21 protein-coding genes are annotated in these 17,817 nt (G+C 63.7%); 8 read left to right on the top strand and 13 right to left on the bottom strand.

Annotated elements, in window-relative coordinates; all coding sequences use genetic code 11:
• Positions 1 to 33: 33 nt before the first annotated feature.
• Positions 34 to 1,722 (bottom strand): long-chain-fatty-acid--CoA ligase FadD2, encoded by a 1,689-nt coding sequence (fadD2, locus tag M2S36_RS15045; protein WP_333957387.1) that lies wholly within the window; start codon positions 1,720 to 1,722, stop codon positions 34 to 36.
• A gap of 219 nt (positions 1,723 to 1,941) precedes the next feature.
• Here fadD2 and M2S36_RS15040 point away from each other — a divergent pair, with 219 nt between their 5' ends.
• On the top strand, positions 1,942 to 2,886 hold the full coding sequence (locus tag M2S36_RS15040; RefSeq protein ID WP_207830882.1) for an alpha/beta hydrolase: 945 nt from the start codon (positions 1,942 to 1,944) through the stop codon (positions 2,884 to 2,886).
• Between the two features lie 34 nt (positions 2,887 to 2,920).
• Positions 2,921 to 3,391 (top strand): MaoC family dehydratase, encoded by a 471-nt coding sequence (locus tag M2S36_RS15035; RefSeq protein ID WP_196182458.1) that lies wholly within the window; start codon positions 2,921 to 2,923, stop codon positions 3,389 to 3,391.
• A 126-nt stretch (positions 3,392 to 3,517) separates the two neighbouring features.
• Here the strand turns inward: M2S36_RS15035 and M2S36_RS15030 are convergent, their stop codons facing one another.
• The 7 genes from M2S36_RS15030 to M2S36_RS15000 form a co-directional block, all read right to left on the bottom strand.
• Positions 3,518 to 4,756 (bottom strand): RNA polymerase sigma factor, encoded by a 1,239-nt coding sequence (locus M2S36_RS15030; protein ID WP_207830879.1) that lies wholly within the window; start codon positions 4,754 to 4,756, stop codon positions 3,518 to 3,520.
• A complete protein-coding gene (locus M2S36_RS15025) occupies positions 4,756 to 5,241 on the bottom strand; it encodes an SRPBCC family protein (protein ID WP_063912944.1) in 486 nt (161 codons plus the stop codon). Before M2S36_RS15025 ends, M2S36_RS15030 begins: the two co-directional genes overlap by 1 nt.
• Before the next feature lie 21 nt (positions 5,242 to 5,262).
• The gene (locus tag M2S36_RS15020) at positions 5,263 to 5,607 is read right to left on the bottom strand and encodes a YciI family protein (RefSeq protein WP_013973721.1); all 345 of its coding nucleotides are present in this window, start codon (positions 5,605 to 5,607) and stop codon (positions 5,263 to 5,265) included.
• 43 nt (positions 5,608 to 5,650) lie between these two features.
• A complete protein-coding gene (locus tag M2S36_RS15015) occupies positions 5,651 to 6,076 on the bottom strand; it encodes a YybH family protein (protein WP_207830876.1) in 426 nt (141 codons plus the stop codon).
• 157 nt (positions 6,077 to 6,233) lie between these two features.
• Positions 6,234 to 6,566: a type II toxin-antitoxin system HicB family antitoxin gene (locus M2S36_RS15010; protein ID WP_015271315.1), complete on the bottom strand. Its 333-nt coding sequence runs from the start codon at positions 6,564 to 6,566 to the stop codon at positions 6,234 to 6,236.
• Positions 6,563 to 6,817 carry a type II toxin-antitoxin system HicA family toxin gene (locus M2S36_RS15005; protein WP_207830874.1) on the bottom strand — a complete coding sequence of 85 codons (255 nt, stop codon included), beginning with the start codon at positions 6,815 to 6,817 and terminating at the stop codon, positions 6,563 to 6,565. Before M2S36_RS15005 ends, M2S36_RS15010 begins: the two co-directional genes overlap by 4 nt.
• A gap of 141 nt (positions 6,818 to 6,958) precedes the next feature.
• Positions 6,959 to 7,216, bottom strand: coding sequence for a DUF2790 domain-containing protein (locus M2S36_RS15000; RefSeq protein ID WP_003254632.1), 258 nt, complete (start codon positions 7,214 to 7,216; stop codon positions 6,959 to 6,961).
• 354 nt (positions 7,217 to 7,570) lie between these two features.
• Between M2S36_RS15000 and M2S36_RS14995 the strand changes: the two genes are divergently transcribed.
• The gene (locus M2S36_RS14995; protein WP_333957383.1) at positions 7,571 to 7,939 is read left to right on the top strand and encodes a GNAT family N-acetyltransferase; all 369 of its coding nucleotides are present in this window, start codon (positions 7,571 to 7,573) and stop codon (positions 7,937 to 7,939) included.
• Here the strand turns inward: M2S36_RS14995 and def are convergent.
• The gene (def, locus tag M2S36_RS14990) at positions 7,894 to 8,430 is read right to left on the bottom strand and encodes a peptide deformylase (protein WP_063912947.1); all 537 of its coding nucleotides are present in this window, start codon (positions 8,428 to 8,430) and stop codon (positions 7,894 to 7,896) included. The two genes, M2S36_RS14995 and def, sit on opposite strands and share 46 nt — an antisense overlap.
• Positions 8,427 to 9,386: a YihY/virulence factor BrkB family protein gene (locus M2S36_RS14985; protein WP_207830868.1), complete on the bottom strand. Its 960-nt coding sequence runs from the start codon at positions 9,384 to 9,386 to the stop codon at positions 8,427 to 8,429. The genes def and M2S36_RS14985 overlap by 4 nt, the downstream gene beginning before the upstream one ends.
• A 294-nt stretch (positions 9,387 to 9,680) precedes the next feature.
• Here M2S36_RS14985 and M2S36_RS14980 point away from each other — a divergent pair, with 294 nt between their 5' ends.
• The gene (locus tag M2S36_RS14980) at positions 9,681 to 10,061 is read left to right on the top strand and encodes a hypothetical protein (protein ID WP_013973727.1); all 381 of its coding nucleotides are present in this window, start codon (positions 9,681 to 9,683) and stop codon (positions 10,059 to 10,061) included.
• On the opposite strand, the gene M2S36_RS14975 is transcribed toward M2S36_RS14980, so the two are convergent.
• Complete coding sequence (locus M2S36_RS14975; protein WP_013973728.1) at positions 10,062 to 10,898, bottom strand: CvfB family protein; 837 nt, start codon at positions 10,896 to 10,898, stop codon at positions 10,062 to 10,064.
• 130 nt (positions 10,899 to 11,028) lie between these two features.
• Here M2S36_RS14975 and M2S36_RS14970 point away from each other — a divergent pair, with 130 nt between their 5' ends.
• Entirely contained in the window at positions 11,029 to 11,889 is an 861-nt protein-coding gene (locus tag M2S36_RS14970; RefSeq protein WP_241105903.1) for a DUF6279 family lipoprotein, read from the top strand.
• Between the two features lie 111 nt (positions 11,890 to 12,000).
• On the opposite strand, the gene aceK is transcribed toward M2S36_RS14970, so the two are convergent.
• Positions 12,001 to 13,716: a bifunctional isocitrate dehydrogenase kinase/phosphatase gene (gene aceK, locus M2S36_RS14965; RefSeq protein WP_233693744.1), complete on the bottom strand. Its 1,716-nt coding sequence runs from the start codon at positions 13,714 to 13,716 to the stop codon at positions 12,001 to 12,003.
• Positions 13,717 to 13,966: 250 nt separating this feature from the next.
• Here aceK and M2S36_RS14960 point away from each other — a divergent pair, with 250 nt between their 5' ends.
• Together M2S36_RS14960 and M2S36_RS14955 are read left to right on the top strand one after the other, a co-directional pair.
• Positions 13,967 to 14,842: a DMT family transporter gene (locus M2S36_RS14960; RefSeq protein ID WP_063912951.1), complete on the top strand. Its 876-nt coding sequence runs from the start codon at positions 13,967 to 13,969 to the stop codon at positions 14,840 to 14,842.
• Between the two features lie 13 nt (positions 14,843 to 14,855).
• Complete coding sequence (locus M2S36_RS14955) at positions 14,856 to 15,314, top strand: DUF4265 domain-containing protein (RefSeq protein ID WP_207830860.1); 459 nt, start codon at positions 14,856 to 14,858, stop codon at positions 15,312 to 15,314.
• 3 nt (positions 15,315 to 15,317) lie between these two features.
• Here the strand turns inward: M2S36_RS14955 and M2S36_RS14950 are convergent, their stop codons facing one another.
• On the bottom strand, positions 15,318 to 16,199 hold the full coding sequence (locus M2S36_RS14950; RefSeq protein ID WP_207830857.1) for a DMT family transporter: 882 nt from the start codon (positions 16,197 to 16,199) through the stop codon (positions 15,318 to 15,320).
• A 646-nt stretch (positions 16,200 to 16,845) separates the two neighbouring features.
• On the opposite strand from M2S36_RS14950, the gene pvdO reads away from it, so the two are divergent.
• Positions 16,846 to 17,706, top strand: a complete 861-nt coding sequence (pvdO, locus tag M2S36_RS14945; RefSeq protein WP_207830854.1) for a dihydropyoverdine dehydrogenase — start codon at positions 16,846 to 16,848, stop codon at positions 17,704 to 17,706.
• Positions 17,707 to 17,817 lie beyond the last annotated feature (111 nt).

The following is a 17,817-nucleotide window of genomic DNA, read 5'->3' as shown; positions in this document are numbered from 1 at the left end:
CCGGTCGTACACCGCGAAGAATCCAACTCGGTCTCAAGCGATATCCCGCAGCTCCCGCCGCAGGATCTTGCCCACCGGTGTCATCGGCAACGACTCGCGCAGCACGATGTGCTTGGGCACCTTGTAGCCGGTAAAGTTGGCCTTGCAGTAGGCCTTCAGCTCATCCACGCTCAGCCCGCCTTCGCGCGGCACCACGAACAGCTTCACCGCCTCGCCGGAGCGCTCGTCCGGCACGCCGATGGCTGCGCAGTTGGCGACCTTGGGGTGGCCCATCACCACGTCCTCGATCTCGTTGGGGTACACGTTGAAACCCGAGACGATGATCATGTCCTTCTTGCGGTCGACGATGCGGGTGAAGCCGTCCGGGTCGATCACCGCGATGTCGCCAGTCTTGAACCAGCCTTCCGCATCCAGGGCCTGGGCCGTGGCTTCGGGCTGCTGCCAGTAACCTTTCATCACCTGCGGGCCCTTGATGCACAGCTCGCCCCGATCGCCCAGCGGCAGCTCGTTGCCGTCATCGTCGATCACCTTGAAGGCAGTGCCCGCCACCGGGATGCCCACCGTGCCCAGGCGCGCCAACTGGCCGTAAGGGTTGGTGCTGGCCACTGGCGAGGTTTCGGTCAGGCCGTAGCCTTCGACAATGCGGCAACCGGTAAGCGCCTCCCAACGCTCGGCCGTGGCCTTGACCAGCGCGGTGCCGCCGGAATTGGTGACCTTCAGCGCCGAAAAGTCGAGCTGGCGGAAGCCCGGGTGGTCCATCAGCGCGACGAACAGGGTGTTCAGGCCCAGCAAGGCGGAAAAACGCCATTTGCCCAGCTCCTTGATGAAGCCGGGGATATCACGCGGGTTGGTGATCAGCACGTTGTGATTGCCGGTGACCATCATGCACATGCAGTTCGCGGTAAAGGCATAGATGTGATACAGCGGCAGTGGTGCGATCATCACCTCCTGGCCGTCCTTGATCAGCTTCTGCCCGTCCGGCCCGTGCTGCGAGAAGCAGGCCAGCACCTGCAGCATGTTGGCCACCAGGTTGCCGTGGGTGAGCATGGCGCCCTTGGCCAGGCCGGTAGTGCCGCCGGTGTATTGCAGCACGGCGATGTCGTCCAGGCAGAGCGGCACCGGCTTGTGCGACAGCTCGCGGCCCTGGCGCAGCACCTGCTTGAACGGCACCGCCTGGGGCAGCTGGTAGGCCGGCACCATTTTCTTCAGCTTGTCGACCACGGTGTTGACCAGCCAGCCCTTGGCGGTAGGCAGCAAGTCGCCCATCTTCGCCTCGATCAGGTACTCGATGCCGGTATCGGGCAGCACCTCCTGCACGCGCTTGCCGAACATGTTCAGGTACACCAGCGCACGTGCGCCGCTGTCCTTGAACTGGTGACGCATCTCGCGCTCGGTGTACAGCGGGTTGGTGTTGACCACGATCAGGCCTGCGCGCAGGGCACCGAACACGGCGATGGGGTATTGCAGCACGTTGGGCATCTGCACCGCGATGCGGTCACCCGGTTTGAGGTCGGTATGCTGCTGCAACCAGGCGGCGAAGGCCGCCGAATGGCGTTCCAGCTCCGCGTAGTTCAGGGTCACGCCCAGGTTGCTGAAGGCCGGGCGGTCGGCGAAGCGTTTACAGGAGCGCTCGAACACCTCGACGACCGAGGTGTAGGCATTGATGTCGATGGTCGAAGGCACGCCCGCCGGGCGCTTGTCATTCCAGAAGTCGGCTTGCATTTATTATTGTTCCTCTGCCTGGACCTGCTGTGAGTCCTGTAGTCCTTTCACCTGCCCGCCCGAAAGCGAAAAGGCGTTGATCCGACGTTAGCAGGTAAGCTCAAGGCGGCATATACGCCAAGTGCCGCCATTAACATTGTGAATCTTATTTGTGCCCTTCCTGCAATCCGGTCGGTTGTGCATACACTGTCCGGATACCTGTGCGCACAAGGACCCGCCATGCCTCACGACGCCTTCTGGCTGCCCGCCAGCGAGCACTGCAGCCTGTACGTGCACCAATGGCTACCGGCCACGCCAGTAAAAGCCGTGGTGCTGCTGGCCCACGGCATGGCCGAACATGCCGGGCGCTACCAGCACCTGGGCCATGCCCTGAGCGCGGCCGGCTTTGCCCTGTTCGCCGCCGACCAGCGCGGCCATGGGCGCACCGCCGAACTGGGCAGCCTCGGCCTGTTCGCCCGCCATCATGGCTGGAATGCCGTGGTCAACGACCTCGGGCTGCTGGCCCAGCACATCGGCCAGCAGTACCCGTGCACGCCGTTGTTCCTGTTCGGCCACAGCATGGGCAGTTACATCGCCCAGGCCTATCTGCTGCACCACAGCGCCAGCCTGCATGGGGCGATCCTCAGCGGCTCCAACTACCAGCCGGCGGCGCTGTACCGCGTGGCGCGGCTGATTGCCCGGCTGGAGGCCTGGCGCCAGGGGCCGCTGGGCAAGAGCGCGCTGATCGAATGGTTGTCGTTCGGCTCGTTCAACAAGGCCTTCAAGCCCAACCGCACCGCGTTCGACTGGCTCAGCCGCGACCCGGCGCAGGTCGATCTGTACGTCAACGACCCGCTGTGCGGCTTTCGCTGCAGCAACCAGTTGTGGCTCGACCTGCTGCAAGGCTTGGCGCAGATCAGCCAGCCGAGTAACCTCGCGCAGATCGATCCGAACCTGCCGTTGCTGGTGATCGGGGGTGAATGTGATCCGGTCAGTGCCGGCAAGCGTCTCACCCACCTGGCCGACGCCCTGCGCGCGACCGGCAATCGACATGTACAGCTGCGCGTCTATCCTGAGGCGCGGCATGAAGTACTCAACGAAACCAACCGTGACGAGGTCACCGCCGATATTCTCGGCTGGCTTGAACAGGCGCTTGCCCTTGGCCGCCCTGTGCGCAGTGAATGATAGCCGCCCTCCTCTACCGCTTAAGGAAGCCCCGATGTCCCAGGTCACCAACACGCCTTACGAAGCCCTCGAAGTCGGCCAGAAGGCCGAGTACAAGAAGTCCGTTGAAGAACGCGACATCCAGCTGTTCGCCGCGATGTCCGGTGACCACAACCCGGTGCACCTGGATGCCGAGTTCGCTGCCAAGAGCATGTTCCGCGAGCGCATTGCCCACGGCATGTTCAGCGGTGCCCTGATCAGTGCTGCAGTGGCCTGCACCCTGCCTGGCCCTGGCACCATCTACCTGGGTCAGCAAATGAGCTTCCAGAAGCCGGTGAAAATTGGCGATACCCTGACCGTACGCCTGGAAATCCTGGAGAAGCTGCCCAAGTTCAAGGTGCGCATCGCCACCAATGTGTTCAACCAGAATGATGAGCTGGTAGTCCAGGGCGAGGCCGAGATCCTGGCGCCGCGCAAGCAGCAGACCGTCGAGCTGGTTTCGCCGCCGAATTTTGTGGCTAGCTGAAGATTGATGCAGGCAGTACCGGCCCTTTCGCGGGTAAACCCGCTCCCACATGGACCTCACAGCATCAAGCCGTGACGCAATCCTGTGGGAGCGGGTTTACCCGCGAAGAGGCCGGCACAGCCAACATCATTCGATAGCCTGCAACCGCCGCTCGATATGCCTGCGCTCCGGCTCCTGCCGGGTCAGCGCCAGCGCCTGCCGCCAGGCCGCACGCGCCTGCTCCACATGCCCCAGCTGGTAATACAGCTCGGCCCGCGCCGCATGGGCCAGGTGATAGTCCAGCAGTTCACCCCGCGCCAGAATCCCTTCGACCTCCCGCAGGCCAGCCTCCGGCCCATCCCGCTTCGCCAGCGCCACGGCCCGGTTCAGCTCTACCACTGCTGACGGCCAATGCCGCTGCAACACGTCATACAGCCCGACGATCTCCGCCCAGTCGGTCGCATCGGCGGTCGCCGCTTCGGCATGCACCGCTGCAATCGCTGCCTGCACGGTATAGGCACCGAACGCCCGGCTTTGCAGGGCCTGGCGCACCAGTTCGCAGCCTTCGGCAATGCGTTGCCGGTCCCACAGGCTACGGTCCTGCTGCTCCAGCAATACCAGGTTGCCCTGGCCATCGGTACGCGCCCGCTGCCGGGACGCTTGCAGCAACATCAAGGCCAGCAGGCCGACCGCCTCCGGGTCGGGCAACAACTGCACCAGCAGCCGCGCCAGGCGAATGGCTTCATCGCTCAGTTCCTGCTGCAACAGCGCCTCGCCCGACGACGCCGAATAGCCCTCGTTGAACACCAGGTAGATCACTCGCAGCACGCTCTCCAGCCGCTCGGGCAGTTCGTTCAGCTCCGGCACCTGATAAGGGATGCCGGCATCGCGGATCTTGGCCTTGGCACGCACGATGCGCTGGGCGATGGTGGCCGGGCTTTGCAGGAAAGCCCGGGCGATCTGCTCGGTGGTCAGGTCGCACACTTCACGCAGGGTCAGCGGCACCTGGGCATCGGCGGACAAGGCCGGGTGGCAGCAGGTGAAGATCAGCCGCAGGCGGTCGTCGGCCAGCAGTTCTTCTTCGCTGGGGTCCTGCGCCTGGCCGTCGAGCAGCATGCTCAGGTCCACCTGGGAACGATCGAAACGGGCGCGCCGGCGCAGCGCATCGATCGCCTTGAAGCGACCGGTTGAGACCAGCCACGCCCGCGGGTTTTCGGGGATACCGTCACGCTGCCAGCGCTCGACGGCGATGAAGAAGGCATCGTGCATGGCCTCCTCGGCCAGGTCGAAATCACCCAGCAGGCGGATCAGCGTCGCCAGGATGCGCCGCGACTCGCGCCGATAGACCGCCTCGACCTCGGCACGTACCTGCGCCAGTGCCGTCATCAGTCGGGCATCCGCTGGGTTACCACCTCCACCAGGCGGTCCAGGCTCTCTCCCCAGCCCTGGTGGAAGCCCATTTCCTCATGGGCGCGGCAGTCGGCGGCATTCCAGTGCCAGGCGCGCGCGGTGTAGCGGGTTTTGCCCTGTTCCTCGTCAAAACTGATCACGGCGGTCATGAAGGCCTTGTCCGAAGGCACCCAGCCCGGGCCGAAGGCATCGGTGAACACCAGCCGCCGCGGCGCGGCGATTTCCAGAAACACGCCCTGGTTCGGGTACTCGCTGCCATCCGGCGCCCGCATCAGGGTGCGGAACAGGCCACCGATCCACAGTTGCATCTCGCACTCCGGCGTGGTCATGCCATGCGGCCCCCACCACTGCATCAGCCACTGGGGGTCGGTCCAGGCGCGGAACACCTTGGCCGGTGGCGCGTCGATCAGGCGGCTGATGGACAACTCGTGTTGCGCTTGCGCGGGGTGTGCAAGGCTCATGCTGGTAGGTCTCCGTTGCTGTCAGGGTTGCAGTTCGCGCACCGGCCGCACCTCGACACTGCCGACCCGCGCGGCGGGGATGCCCTTGGCGATGTTCAGTGCCTCGTTCAGGTCGCGGGCCTCCACCAGGTAGAACCCCGCCAGTTGCTCCTTGGTCTCGGCGAACGGGCCGTCGGTCAGGCTCATGTGGCCGTTGCGCATGCGCACGGTGGTGGCGGTCTGCACCGGCTTCAGCGCCTCGGCCGCCAGCATTCGCCCGGAGCCTTGAATGGATTCGGCATACGCCATGCATTCGGCGTCTTCTGGGCTGTCGGGCAGGCTGTGCAGCAGCCCCTCGTCACAATAGACCAGGCACAGGTATTTCATGGTCACCTCCAGGCATTGGCAAAGTGCGTTTGGCGATAACGGCTCAGGGCTTGAGATCGAACAGGGCTTTTTGGGTTTCCATGTCGAACGGCGCCGACCAGTGCTCGTGGATTACCAGCCACTGGCCACCTTGACGACGATAGCCCACGGTGGCGCGCATGAAGCCGCACTGGCTTTCGTTGTCCGCCGGGCCACAGCGGTTCAGCCAGTGAGCCAGGGCCAGGTCGCCAGCGGCATGCACGGTAAGCTCGGCAAAATCGAAAACCATGGGGCCGGGGCACATGCCCATGCACATTTCCCAGTGCGCCTGGTAGGTGGCCTTGCCTTTGAATTGCAGGGCCTGGATGGCATCGAAGGCGACGATGTCGTCGGCATAGGGAGCGACGATGTTGGGGATGTCGCGGTCGCGCACGGCCTGCATCCAGCGCTCGATCAACTGGCGGATCTCGGTTTCGGCTGCGGTGCTCATCGGGGGTTCCTCCGACAGGTCATGGGTGATTGGGCACGGGGTGCAACGTGCTCTCACCTATTGGTCGAACGGGAACCGGAGGAATCGACAGGCAACGGAAACTATTCTGCATGAGTAATTGCAGAATACCCGCGAGAAACAACGAAAGCAGGCTTGTTCAGGCCATTGCGGCTTGTTCGAAGACCTCGTCGGCCCACTGGTTGAGGCTTTTGCCGGCAGCACGGGCAGCAACACTCGCGGCTGCATGAACTTCGGGCCGGATACGCAGCATTACTTTGCCCGAGGCAGGCTTTTCCGGCGCAATGCCCTGCTCTGCACAGTCGGCCAGGTAATCTTCCAGCGCATCGCGAAACGCCTCATGCAGCTCGGGCACCGAGCTTGCGTGAAAACTGATGATGTCACGCATACCAAGCACACGGCCGACGAAGATATCGTCACGCGCGTCGTACTCGATACGGGCGGCGTAGCCTTTGTAGCGCATGCAACTCATATCCTGACTCCTGCCCGCAAGAGGAATTCACGGGCTTCTTCAATCTGATACCGCTTGGCTTCCTTGCCTGGATGAGGCCGATGGCATCTCCAGAATTGGCCACCCAGCACCAGCTTGACCCTGGAACCTTGCCGCTCCAGCACCTCACCACCCAGATGGAGTACCAATGCCTCGATCTCGGAGAAAGCCAACGACGCCGTGGTCGGCGTTCGGAAAATTGCGTCGAGGATTTTGCGGTATCGAGTGTTCATCGAAAAATGCTATCAAATTAAGATAGCACTTTTTCCTCGATATTCATTCAGGATTTTTCTGTTGCTCGAACTGCAAAACGGTTGATGGCCCCGTCACCAGCAGGCCGGCGAAAGGGCCATCAACACCGGGCAAGCGCCCGCTCAACCCTGCTGGCACCCCTCACCCATGGCCCGGTACTGGATGGTGTGCACCTGGCCTTGATGGTCTTCGTAGGTCATGGTCGCAGGGACCACTTCGCAGACGTTGGGGATGGTCGACAGGTTGATCACCCGCTTGATGTCCAGGTTCATGGAGTAATCGTACTGCTGGGCTACGGGCTCGCTGGAGACGGGCTTGGCCTCATCGGCGAGGGCGAACGAGGACATACCGACCAATGCAAGAATCAGTAGTGGTTTCATGTGTTTGTGCCTTTTGAGCATTCAAGCTGATCGATTGACTTCTATTGCCGTAACCGGCGCGGAGAAGTTGCCATCTGCGGTGGAGATGGCACGAAGTACCGATCCCGCTTCGTACTGCCAGGGGGGATGGGTAAAAGTCTACTCCCGGCCCGGAATAGTTGAACCCCGAACTCGGACATTCACCCTTGCCGAATATGCAACAATCTGCGACAAATTAACCGCAAAATATCGAGCCAGAGCCCCTGGCCGCCTTTCAGGGTAGGACGCGCAATTTCTGAAAACCTGTACTGTTCGAAACTTTCGGACCCGGAACGCCGGCTGCTGGACCACTTTTACCGCCAGCACGGCTCACGCATGCGTGCTGCGGGCGACGCTCAACTGTGGGTAGCGCGGGGCCCCGGCATCATCGCGGGCTTGAGCCTGAGCCCGGTGGGCGATGGCTTCTGGCTGACCGGGTTGTTCGTCGACCCGCAGCGGCGCAGCCAAGGGGTGGCCGGGCGGTTGGTCGAGGCGGCGCTGGCACAGGCTGGCGGGCCCACCTGGCTGTTCTGCCACCCGGACCTTGCGCCCTTCTACCAGCGCCTGGGCTTCGACGTGGCCCGGCAACTGCCGCAAGCCCTGGCTGGGCGCCTGCAGCGCTACCAGCGCAGCAAGCGCCTGGTGGCACTGCAGCGGGGTCAGTCGTCGCTGGCGTCGAGCCCGGGGAACAGCACCTCGGTGTAGCCGAACCGGGAAAAGTCCTGGATGCGTGACGGGTACAGCCGACCGATCAGGTGGTCGCATTCATGTTGCACCACCCGCGCATGGAAGCCGTCGGCAAAGCGGTTGATCGGGTTGCCCTGGGGATCGATGCCTTCATAGCAGATGTGCTTGAAGCGCGGCACCACGCCGCGCAGGCCGGGCACCGACAGGCAACCTTCCCAACCGTCCTCGAGCTCGCTGGACGTTGGCGTGATGACCGGGTTGAGCAGGATAGTCTGCGGCACCGGTTCGGCATCCGGGTAACGCTCGCTGCGCTCGAAGCCGAAGATCACCAGCTGCAGGTCGATGCCGATCTGTGGCGCAGCCAGGCCCACGCCCCCCACATGGCGCATGGTTTCGAACATGTCGTCGATCAGTTGCTGCAGTTCGGCACTGCCGAGCATATGGTCGGGCACTGGCGGGGCGATGCGCAGCAGGCGTTCGTCGCCCATCTTGAGAATGTCACGGATCATCGGGGGTTCGGCTCGGAAGGTTGGTGCTCGCTCGGTATCGGGTGCTCATGGCCCAGCACGGTAATGGTCTCGCGGGGCTTGTGCTCACCGAAGTCCTTTTCGCCAGGGTTCTTGCCCTCGTTCGACATGTGCTCGATCACTGCGTTCATCTCCGCGCCCAGCAGCAACACGGCGGCGGAAATATAGAAATACAGCAATAGTACGATGATTGCACCGATACTGCCGTACATGGCGTTGTAGTCGGCAAAGGTCTTCACGTAGTAGGCAAAGCCCAGCGACGCCACGATCCACACCACCACAGCCAACACCGAGCCCGGGGTGATGAAGCGGAACTGCTGCTTCACATCGGGCATCACGTAATAGATCAGCGCCACCGCCACCATCATCAGGATGATGATCGCCGGCCAGCGCAGGATGGTCCACACCGTGACGATCACCTCTTGCATGCCGACCTGGGCGGCAATCCACTCCATCACCTGCGGCCCCAGCACCATCAGCGCCGCAGCCACCAGCAGCATGCCGGCGATGCCCACGGTGTAGATGATCGACAACGGAATGCGCTTCCACACCGGGCGGCCTTCGGGCACATCGTAGGCAGCGTTCATCGCGCTCATCATCAGGCGCACACCGGCCGATGCGGTCCACAAGGCAATCACGATACCCACCGACAACAGCCCGCCCTTGGACTGCTGCAACTGGTCGATCACCGGGTTCACCTGCTCCAGCGCCTGGGGTGGCAGCACCAGTTCCGATTGCAGACGCAGCCAGGAGAAGAAGTCCGGCAGGTGCAGGAAACCGATCAGGGCAATCAGGAACAGCAGGAACGGGAACAGCGAGAACAGCATCTGGTAGGCCAGCGCGGAAGCGTAGGTCGACATCTCGTCGTCGAGGAATTCCTTGACGGTGCGTACCAGCACGCGGTGCAGGGGCAGGCCGCGCAGGTCGGGGAAAATCATAGCGTCTCCTTTCGCCGCTTGATTCGTGAGTACCACGGGTAAGTCTAATAGACCATGCCGTTGCTGTGCTGATCCCGGCCATGCTGCGAGAATTTGCTTACGCCTGTACTGGCCTCTTCGCGGGTAAACCCGCTCCCACAGGTCTTCCACTGCCCTTGAGACCTGTGGTGTACCTGTGGGAGCGGGTTTACCCGCGAAGAGGCCGCTACAGGCAGAACAGATGGCAAACCTTGCCCCACTACCCGCCACCCCTCACAATGCAGGCCTTCATAGCGTCAACCCGCAGGAACCTGCATGAAACTCGACAAACCCGCCGCCATTGCCCGGCGCAACGAAGCACTGGCCCGCCCGGTGCTGACCAGCAGCAACACCCTGTTCGCCATCCTCGACCGCAAGCGCAACCTGTGGTGGTTCGAGGTGCCGGTGGCACTGCTGCGCAAGGGCCAGCCCGACTGGGTCAACCTGCTGCTGCACACCCCGGAAAGCGACGAGCTGCAGCATCTGAAGGTGCCGACCAACTTCCTGCGTGCTCACCAGGAACAGATGGAAGTGCGCAACCCCGGCAAGCGCCGCTCGACCATCAGCCTGGCCCTCAGCGCCGACCGCGACTCGCTGCTGCGCGACACCCGCCCGGGTGGCGAGCAGCTGGACTTCCGAACCTTCGTGCAGGCCTGATCAGGCCTTTTCGATGCGATCGTCATGGATGACGATGCGGCCCTGCTTGAACAACCCGCCAATGGCCTTCTTGAAGTTGCCCTTGCTGACGTTGAACAGCTTGCTGATCAGCGCCGGGTCGCTCTTGTCGCACACCCCCAGCACCCCGCCTTCGGCCTCCAGGCGCGCCATGATCTGCTCCTGCAGGCTGTCGGCCAGGGCCGCGCCGACCGGTTGCAGGCTCAAGGCGATCTTGCCGTCCGCGCGCACTTCCTTGATGAAGCCCTTCTCGTGCATGCCCGAGCGCAGGAACTTGAACACCTCGTTCTTGTGGATCAGGCCCCAGTGGCGGTTGTTGATGATCGCCTTGAAGCCCATCGGCGTCTCGCCGGCCACCAGCAGCTCGACCGGCTGGCCCACCTGGTAGTCTGCCGGGGTGCGGTCCAGGTAGCGGTCCAGGCGTGAAGTGGCAGTGATGCGACGGGTGCGCTTGTCGAGGTACACGTGCACCACGCAGTAGTCGCCGATCTTCAGCGGCCGCGCCTCTTCCGAATACGGCATCAGCAGGTCCTTGGACAGGCCCCAGTCGAGGAAGATGCCGGCACCGTTGATGTCCTTGACCTTGAGGCTGGCGAACTCGCCAACCTGCACCTTGGGCTTCTCGGTGGTGGCGATCAGCTGGTCTTCGCTGTCCAGGTAGATGAACACGTTCAGCCAGTCATCCACTTCGGTTTCGGCGTTTTTCGGGATGTAGCGCCCGGGCAGCAGGATCTCGCCGTCGGCGCCGCCGTCCAGGTACAGGCCGAAGTCCACGTGTTTCACGATTTGCAAACTGTTGTAACGCCCAAGCAGAGCCATTTCCGATGTTCCTCAAGACAAGGCGGCTATTCTACACCTGAAGCCAGCGCGCCGCCCGACCGCTGATGCAGTGGAACCGTCAGCCTCCCCTTGCATCTACCGTCTGGCCAGCCCCTGCAAGGAACAGCCCATGCCGCTACGCCTGTCCAAAGCCCTGCTCGTCGCCATCGGCTTCGCCCTGGCTCTGGCCGCCTGCAGCCGTATCGACCTGGCCTACCGCAACCTCGACCGCCTGGTGCCTTGGTCGCTGGGCGACTACCTGGCCATGAACCGTGAGCAGAAGGCCATGCTTGACGATCGGCTGCGGGAGCACCTGGCCTGGCATTGCAAGACCCAGCTGCCCGGCTACCTCGACTGGCTGGACCGGGTACGCGGCATGGTCGCCGACGACCAGGTGACCGACCAGGCCCTGCAGCAGCGCACCCGCGAAGCCCGCGAGGCGATTGGCCGGGTGGCCGAGGAAATCACCCCTTCGGCCACCGAGTTGTTGCGCGGCATGAGCGATGCCCAGGTAGCGGAGATGCGCGAGGCATTCCGCGAGGACATCAGCGAACGGCAGAAGCTGTATGTGGATACGCCGCTGGCCAGGCAGATCGCTCGCCGTGCCGAACGCATGGAGAAACGCCTGACGCCGTGGTTTGGCGAGCTGACCGCGGTGCAGAAGCAGCGCGTGCAGGCCTGGTCCGCGTCGCTGGGCGACCAGAACCGCGAATGGATCGCCAACCGCGCACACTGGCAGCAGCAATTGCTGCTGGCGATGAACCAGCGCAACGACCCCAGCTTCGAGCCGCGCCTGGCGACGTTGTTGCAGCGCAAGGAGAGCTTGTGGACGCCGGAGTACCGGGCGGCCTATCAGCATACCGAGCAGCAGGCGCGCAGCTTGCTGGTGGATCTGGTGCACCAGAGTACCCCGCAGCAGCGGCGGTTCCTGCAGGAGCGGTTGGGCAAGGTGCGTAGCGATTTCAGTGAATTGAAGTGCTTGAAGGGGTAACCGGGAAAAGCAGGCCCGGCCTCTTCGCGGGTAAACCCGCTCCCACAGGGACCCCACTGGTTTCGAAACCTGTACCGTACCCGGGAAGAGGCCGGGCTTGCTAAAGCAGAATCACCGGCCCTTGCGCCGATACGGAAACACATCTATCACCTTCCCTTCACGAATCGCTGCCTGCAGCCCCTTCCAGTAGTCCGCGTCATACAACTCCCCATGCAAGCGGCTGAACAAGCGCCGCTGGCCGATATCGGCAAACAGAAACGGTGGAAACTCCTCGGGGAACACGTCATGCGGCCCGATCGAGTACCACGGCTCACCCGACATCTCGTCTTCCGGGTAACGCGGCGGCGGGATATGGCGGAAGTTCACCTCGGTCAGGAAGCTGATCTCGTCATAGTCATAGAACACCACCCGGCCATGGCGGGTAACGCCAAAGTTCTTCAGCAGCATGTCGCCAGGGAAGATATTCGCCGCCGCCAGCTGCTTGATGGCCAGGCCGTAATCCTCCAGCGCCTCCAGCACCTGGCCCTCGCTGGCGTGCTCCAGGTACAGGTTCAGCGGTGTCATGCGCCGCTCGGTCCAGCAGTGACGGATCAGCACCGTGTCCCCCTCCAGCGCCACGGTCGATGGCGCCACCTCCAGCAGTTCGGCCAGGCACTCCGGCTCGAACTTGCTACGCGGGAAGCGAAAATCGGCGAACTCCTGGGTATCGGCCATGCGCCCGACGCGGTCGACGCTTTTCACCAGCCGGTACTTGTCGATCACCGTGGCGCGATCGACTGTCTTGGACGGCGAAAAACGGTCCTTGATGATCTTGAACACCGTGTTGAAGCCCGGCAGGGTGAACACGCTCATGACCATGCCACGCACCCCGGGCGCCATGACGAAGCGGTCGTCGCTGCTGGCCAGGTGGTTGATCAACGCCCGGTAGAACTCCGACTTGCCATGCTTGTAGAAGCCGATGGAGGTGTACAGCTCGGCGATGTGCTTGCCCGGCAGAATGCGCTTGAGGAAGTTGACGAACTCCGCCGGCACCGGCACATCGACCATGAAGTACGAGCGGGTGAAGGAAAAGATGATCGACACCTCGGCCTCGTCGGTGATCAGCGCATCGGCCTCGATACCATGCCCTTCGCGGTGCAGCAGCGGGATGACCAGCGGCCACTGCTCATCGCTGTTGAACAGCCGGCCAACCAGATAGGCGCCCTTGTTGCGGTACAGCACCGGCGAAAACAGCTCTACTGCCAGGGACGGGTCCTTGCATACCCAGTCCGGCAGGCAGTCGCGCAGTTGCTCTTCAAGGCGCACCAGGTCGCCTTCCAGGTCACCGTACGGCACATCGAACGGGTAATCGGTGAACACCGCCCGCAGCAGGCCCTTGAGCCCAGCGTCAGGCCGATAGGTACGGGTTTGCGCGGCGCGCTCACGGCCGCGCATGGAGGGTCGGGTGGTGTGGATGAACATGCAGCCGTCGCTGATCAGGTCGTGGCTGAACAGGCTGCAGAACAGCGAGTTGTACCAGGTCTCGGACAGTTCGTCGTCCAGCCGTGGGTCGATCAGGTGGATGTAGGCGTTCTTCACCAGTGGCCATTGTTCCACATCCAGCAGCACGTCCTCGGCAAAGCCCTGGCGCAGCCAGCCGTTGACCTCGGCGACCTTCTCTTCATAGAGGTTGATGCGGGCGGCGGAGGCACGCTGGATATCCTGCCAGCGCGCCTGCTCGAAGCGCTGGCGGGCACCTAGGGTGATGCGCTGGAAGTGGTCGCGGTAGTCGTCGAAGCCGGCAAGGATCATCCGGGCGATTTCGACAGCGGGCCAGGGCTGGGGCATGCGAAGACCTCGGTGCAAGGGTGAGATACAGAGCTTAGTCTGCCTGTCCGGAATACGGCGCCTGTACTGGCCTCTTCGCGGGTAAACCCGCTCCCACAGCTTCTCTGCAATGCTCGGCCCTGTGAGTAATCCTGTGGGAGCGGGTTTACCCGCGAAGAGGCCAGCACAGGTTTACACCGCAAGAAAGCACAAGAATCCCCTGCCCCCCCTGGCGTACACTCGCGCCCCTGCCCTGCCTCCGGAGACCGTCGTGAGCCCCATCGCCCTAGCCCGCCTGCTGACCCTTGCCGCCGTCTGGGGGGCGAGTTTCCTGTTCATGCGCATCATCGCCCCCGAGCTGGGCACGGTGCCGACGGCGTTCTTCCGCGTGTCCATCGCCTGCCTGGGCCTGGTCGCCCTGCTCGCCGCCGCCCGCGTGCGCTGGGACTTTCAGGGCAAGCTCGGCGCCTGCCTGGTACTGGGCATGATCAACTCCGGTATCCCCGCCACCTTCTACTCCGTGGCCGCCCAGGTGCTGCCCGCCGGCTACTCGGCAATCTTCAACGCCACCACGCCGCTGATGGGTGTGCTGGTCGGCGCGCTGTTCTTCCGCGAACCAATGACCCTGGCCAAGCTCTGCGGCATCTTCCTGGGCCTGTTCGGCGTCGGCATTCTCAGCGGCGCCGGCCCGGTGGCTCTGGACCTGGCATTGCTGCAAGGCGCCCTCGCCTGCCTGGCGGCCACCACCTGCTACGGCTTTGCCGGCTTCCTCGCCCGCCGCTGGGTCAGCGGCCTGGACAGCCGCCTGTCGGCACTGGGCAGCATGCTCGGCGCCACCCTGATGCTGAGCCCGCTGTTTGCCTGGAGCGCGCTGAGCCAGCCACCGGCCAGCTGGGGCGGCTGGCAGGTGTGGCTGTCGCTGCTGGGCCTGGGCCTGCTGTGCACAGCGTTCGCCTACATCCTGTACTTCCGCCTGCTGGAGGAGATCGGCCCGGTCAAGGCCAGCACCGTGACCTTCCTGATCCCGGTATTCGGCGTATTGTGGGGGGCGTGGCTGCTGGACGAACCGCTGTCGATGGCGCACCTGTACGGCGGCCTGCTGATTGGCCTGGCATTGTGGCTGGTGCTGCGCCCGGCGCGCAGCTGAAGCGGGGTACAGGATGAACAGCGCGTACAAGAAAGTCCTGTTCCGCCTGGAGCAAGACGAAAACGGCTACCCGCCCGCCTCGGTCGAGGGCCTGTGGGCCAAGGCCGTGGAAGGCGGCTATGCCGTCGACAACATTCCCTTCCATGTCTACGGCATCGCCCCGGGCGACCTGATCGGCACCCGTGAGGAAGCCGGCGAAACCTGGTTCGCCGAACTGCGCCGCAGCAGCGGCAGCTCGGTGTTCCGGGTTATTGTCAAGCCCCCGGAAACCCTGGACCAGGTACGCGCGGCCTTGCACGACTTCGGCTGCAACTGCGAAACCGAGCAGGCAGTGAAGATGCTGGCGGTCGAGGTCCCGCCGCAGCGCTCGCTCGACACCTTGCTCTACTACCTGCTCACCCAGCGCGAAGCCGGCCTGCTGGACTTCGAGGAAGGCGTACTACGCCACGCCATCCCCGAAGAATTCCGCTAGGGCCTACGCCTCGGCCAGGCGCGCGGCGGGCTTGCGGAACACGAACAGCAGGCCCACCACGATCAGCCCCATGCCCAGCAGGCTGAGCGGCGCCAGGCGGTTGCCAAAGATCAGCAGGTCCATCACCGCGGTCACTGCCGGCACCAGGTAGAACAGGCTGGTGACATTGACCAGGTTACCCTTGGCGATCAGCCGGTACAGCAGCAGGGTCGCCAGCAGCGAGACCACCAGCCCCATCCACAGCAGCGCGCCGACGAAACCGCCAGTCCACTCCACATGCAGCGGCTGCAGCGGCGCGAACAACGCGCACATGGCAAAGCCGGCCAGGTACTGCAGCGGCAGCGTGCCCATGGGGTTGTCGGTGATGCGCTTCTGCAGGATCGAGCCAAAGGTCATGCTGGCCAGCGCCAGCAAGGCGAACAGCATCCCCGCCAGCGACACCCCGCCCAGGTTGATGCCCTGGTAGACCACCATGATCAACCCGCCAAGCCCCAACCCCAGGCCGAACAGGCGGCTCCAGGAGCGCTGGCGTTCCATCAGTACCACGGTCAGGATCGGTTGTACCCCCATCACCGTGGCCATCACGCCGGGAGTGACATGGGTGGCGAGCGCCAGCAGGTAGAAGATCTGGTAGGCGCCGAGCAACACGCAGCCGGTGCCCAGGGCCCGCAGGATGGCCCCGCGACTGCGCGGCCAGCGCAGCCCCAGCAGCGGGCCGATCAGCAGCAGGCCGGCCAGGGCCAGCGCCGAGCGCAACAGCAGGAAGGCGAACGGGCTGGCATGCGCCAGGCCCAGCTTGGAGACGATCGCCCCACTGCTCCACAGCAGGACGAACAGGCTGGTCGTGGCCGCCGAGGCCACGGATGCTTTGCTAAGGACAGACATGTATTGCCACCTGATATAAGGCGAATAAGCCAGACGGACGGCGTGTGCTTCAGCGTGGGAAGTCGCCGACCGTGTTCAGTAGGTTGCGTGTGCGAAGGGATGCGGCCAGAAGCCGATCAGCCCAGCACGACCACGCAAGGAGGCGGAGCTACGCCGCCTACGACGCCACTGACAGGTGGTGGTGGATAGTGACTGATCATCGCCGGCTGCTGGCAGCCACGCACGACCATGCCCGCGACTGGCGCGATGGCAAAGCTTGTGGTGGAAGGGCTGGCTGGCATGAACAGGTCTTCGGGAAGAGAACAATGGGCTGGACTATAGCCCGGTGCCAGGCAGCTGGCAACCTCCCCAAACTCACCCTCGCGCCAGTAGGGCAACTGCCTGCTCATTGTCTTGAAGCTGCCGCGATCCCTGTGGGAGCGGGTTCACCCGCGAACACCGGCGCAGCCGGTGCCATTCACTGCGTCGGACTGTTCGCGGCGGTTCGACGCCTCGATAAACCCGCACACAGAAGGTTCAGGCAACCCTCCAGTTTCTTCAAGCCAGCCGCGACCATGGGATCGCATCTCTATTGGTTAATTTTTCACCGCCCCGATTCGTCTGAATGCGAAACGCAGCCCGCATTCACCCGTTTCGAGGACCACCGATGAACGTAACCGCCTGGCTCTGCCGGCCAGCCCAGATCACCTGCCTGCTGCTGGTCAGCGCCTACGCCCACGCCGCCAAGCCCGGCGATGTGTTCAAAGACTGCAAGGACTGCCCCGAGATGGTCGTGCTGCCCGCCGGCAGCTACGTGATGGGGGCCCCCGACGACGAAGTCGGCCGCCAGCCCGACGAGGGCCCGCTGCACACCGTGACCTTCGCCAAGCCCTTTGCCATGAGCCGCTACCAGGTCACCGCCGGCGAACTGGACGCCTATATCAAGGCCACCGGCACCGTCATCAAGAGCGGCGACGACCGCCCCGGCCGCTGGTGCGAAGCCAGCAAGCCCACTTACAAGCAAGGCCCCCGCCAGCCGGCGGTGTGCGTCGACTACGACGAAGTGCAGGCCTACACCCAATGGCTGGCGAAAACCACCGGCAAGCCGTACCGCATGGTCAGCGAAGCCGAACGCGAATATGCCGCCCGTGCCGGCTCCAGCGGCCCGTTCCCCTTCCCCTTCGACGAACCGGGCAAGTACGAGATCAGCAAGCACGCCAACACCTATGGCCCCAAGGACGGTCATACCTTCACCGCCCCGGTGGGCAGCTACCCGCCCAATGCCTTCGGCATGTACGACATGCACGGCAACGTCTACGAATGGGTCGCCGACTGCTACCACGACAGCTACGAAGGCGCCCCCACCGACGGCAGTGCCTGGATCCAGGACCCCACGTGCATCCGCGCGCACATGCGTGGCAACGACTGGGGCGAACCGCCGATCTTCTCCCGCTCGGCCAACCGCAACGACCGCCTCAAGACCACCCGCGGTGACTTCCTCGGCTTTCGCGTAGCACGCGAACTGTGAAGTTGTGACGCGGTTAACGCAGCATCGGTTAAAAAAATCGTCAATAAGAATCGTTCCGGTTTTTCACAGGTGCTGCGTCCTATAGCTGACATAGAAAAAAACCCTCTGCCA

The sequence above is a fragment of the Pseudomonas sp. SF2 genome (assembly GCF_036858055.1).
Classification (GTDB): domain Bacteria; phylum Pseudomonadota; class Gammaproteobacteria; order Pseudomonadales; family Pseudomonadaceae; genus Aquipseudomonas.
This window is presented reverse-complemented; position numbering and strand designations above follow the sequence as displayed.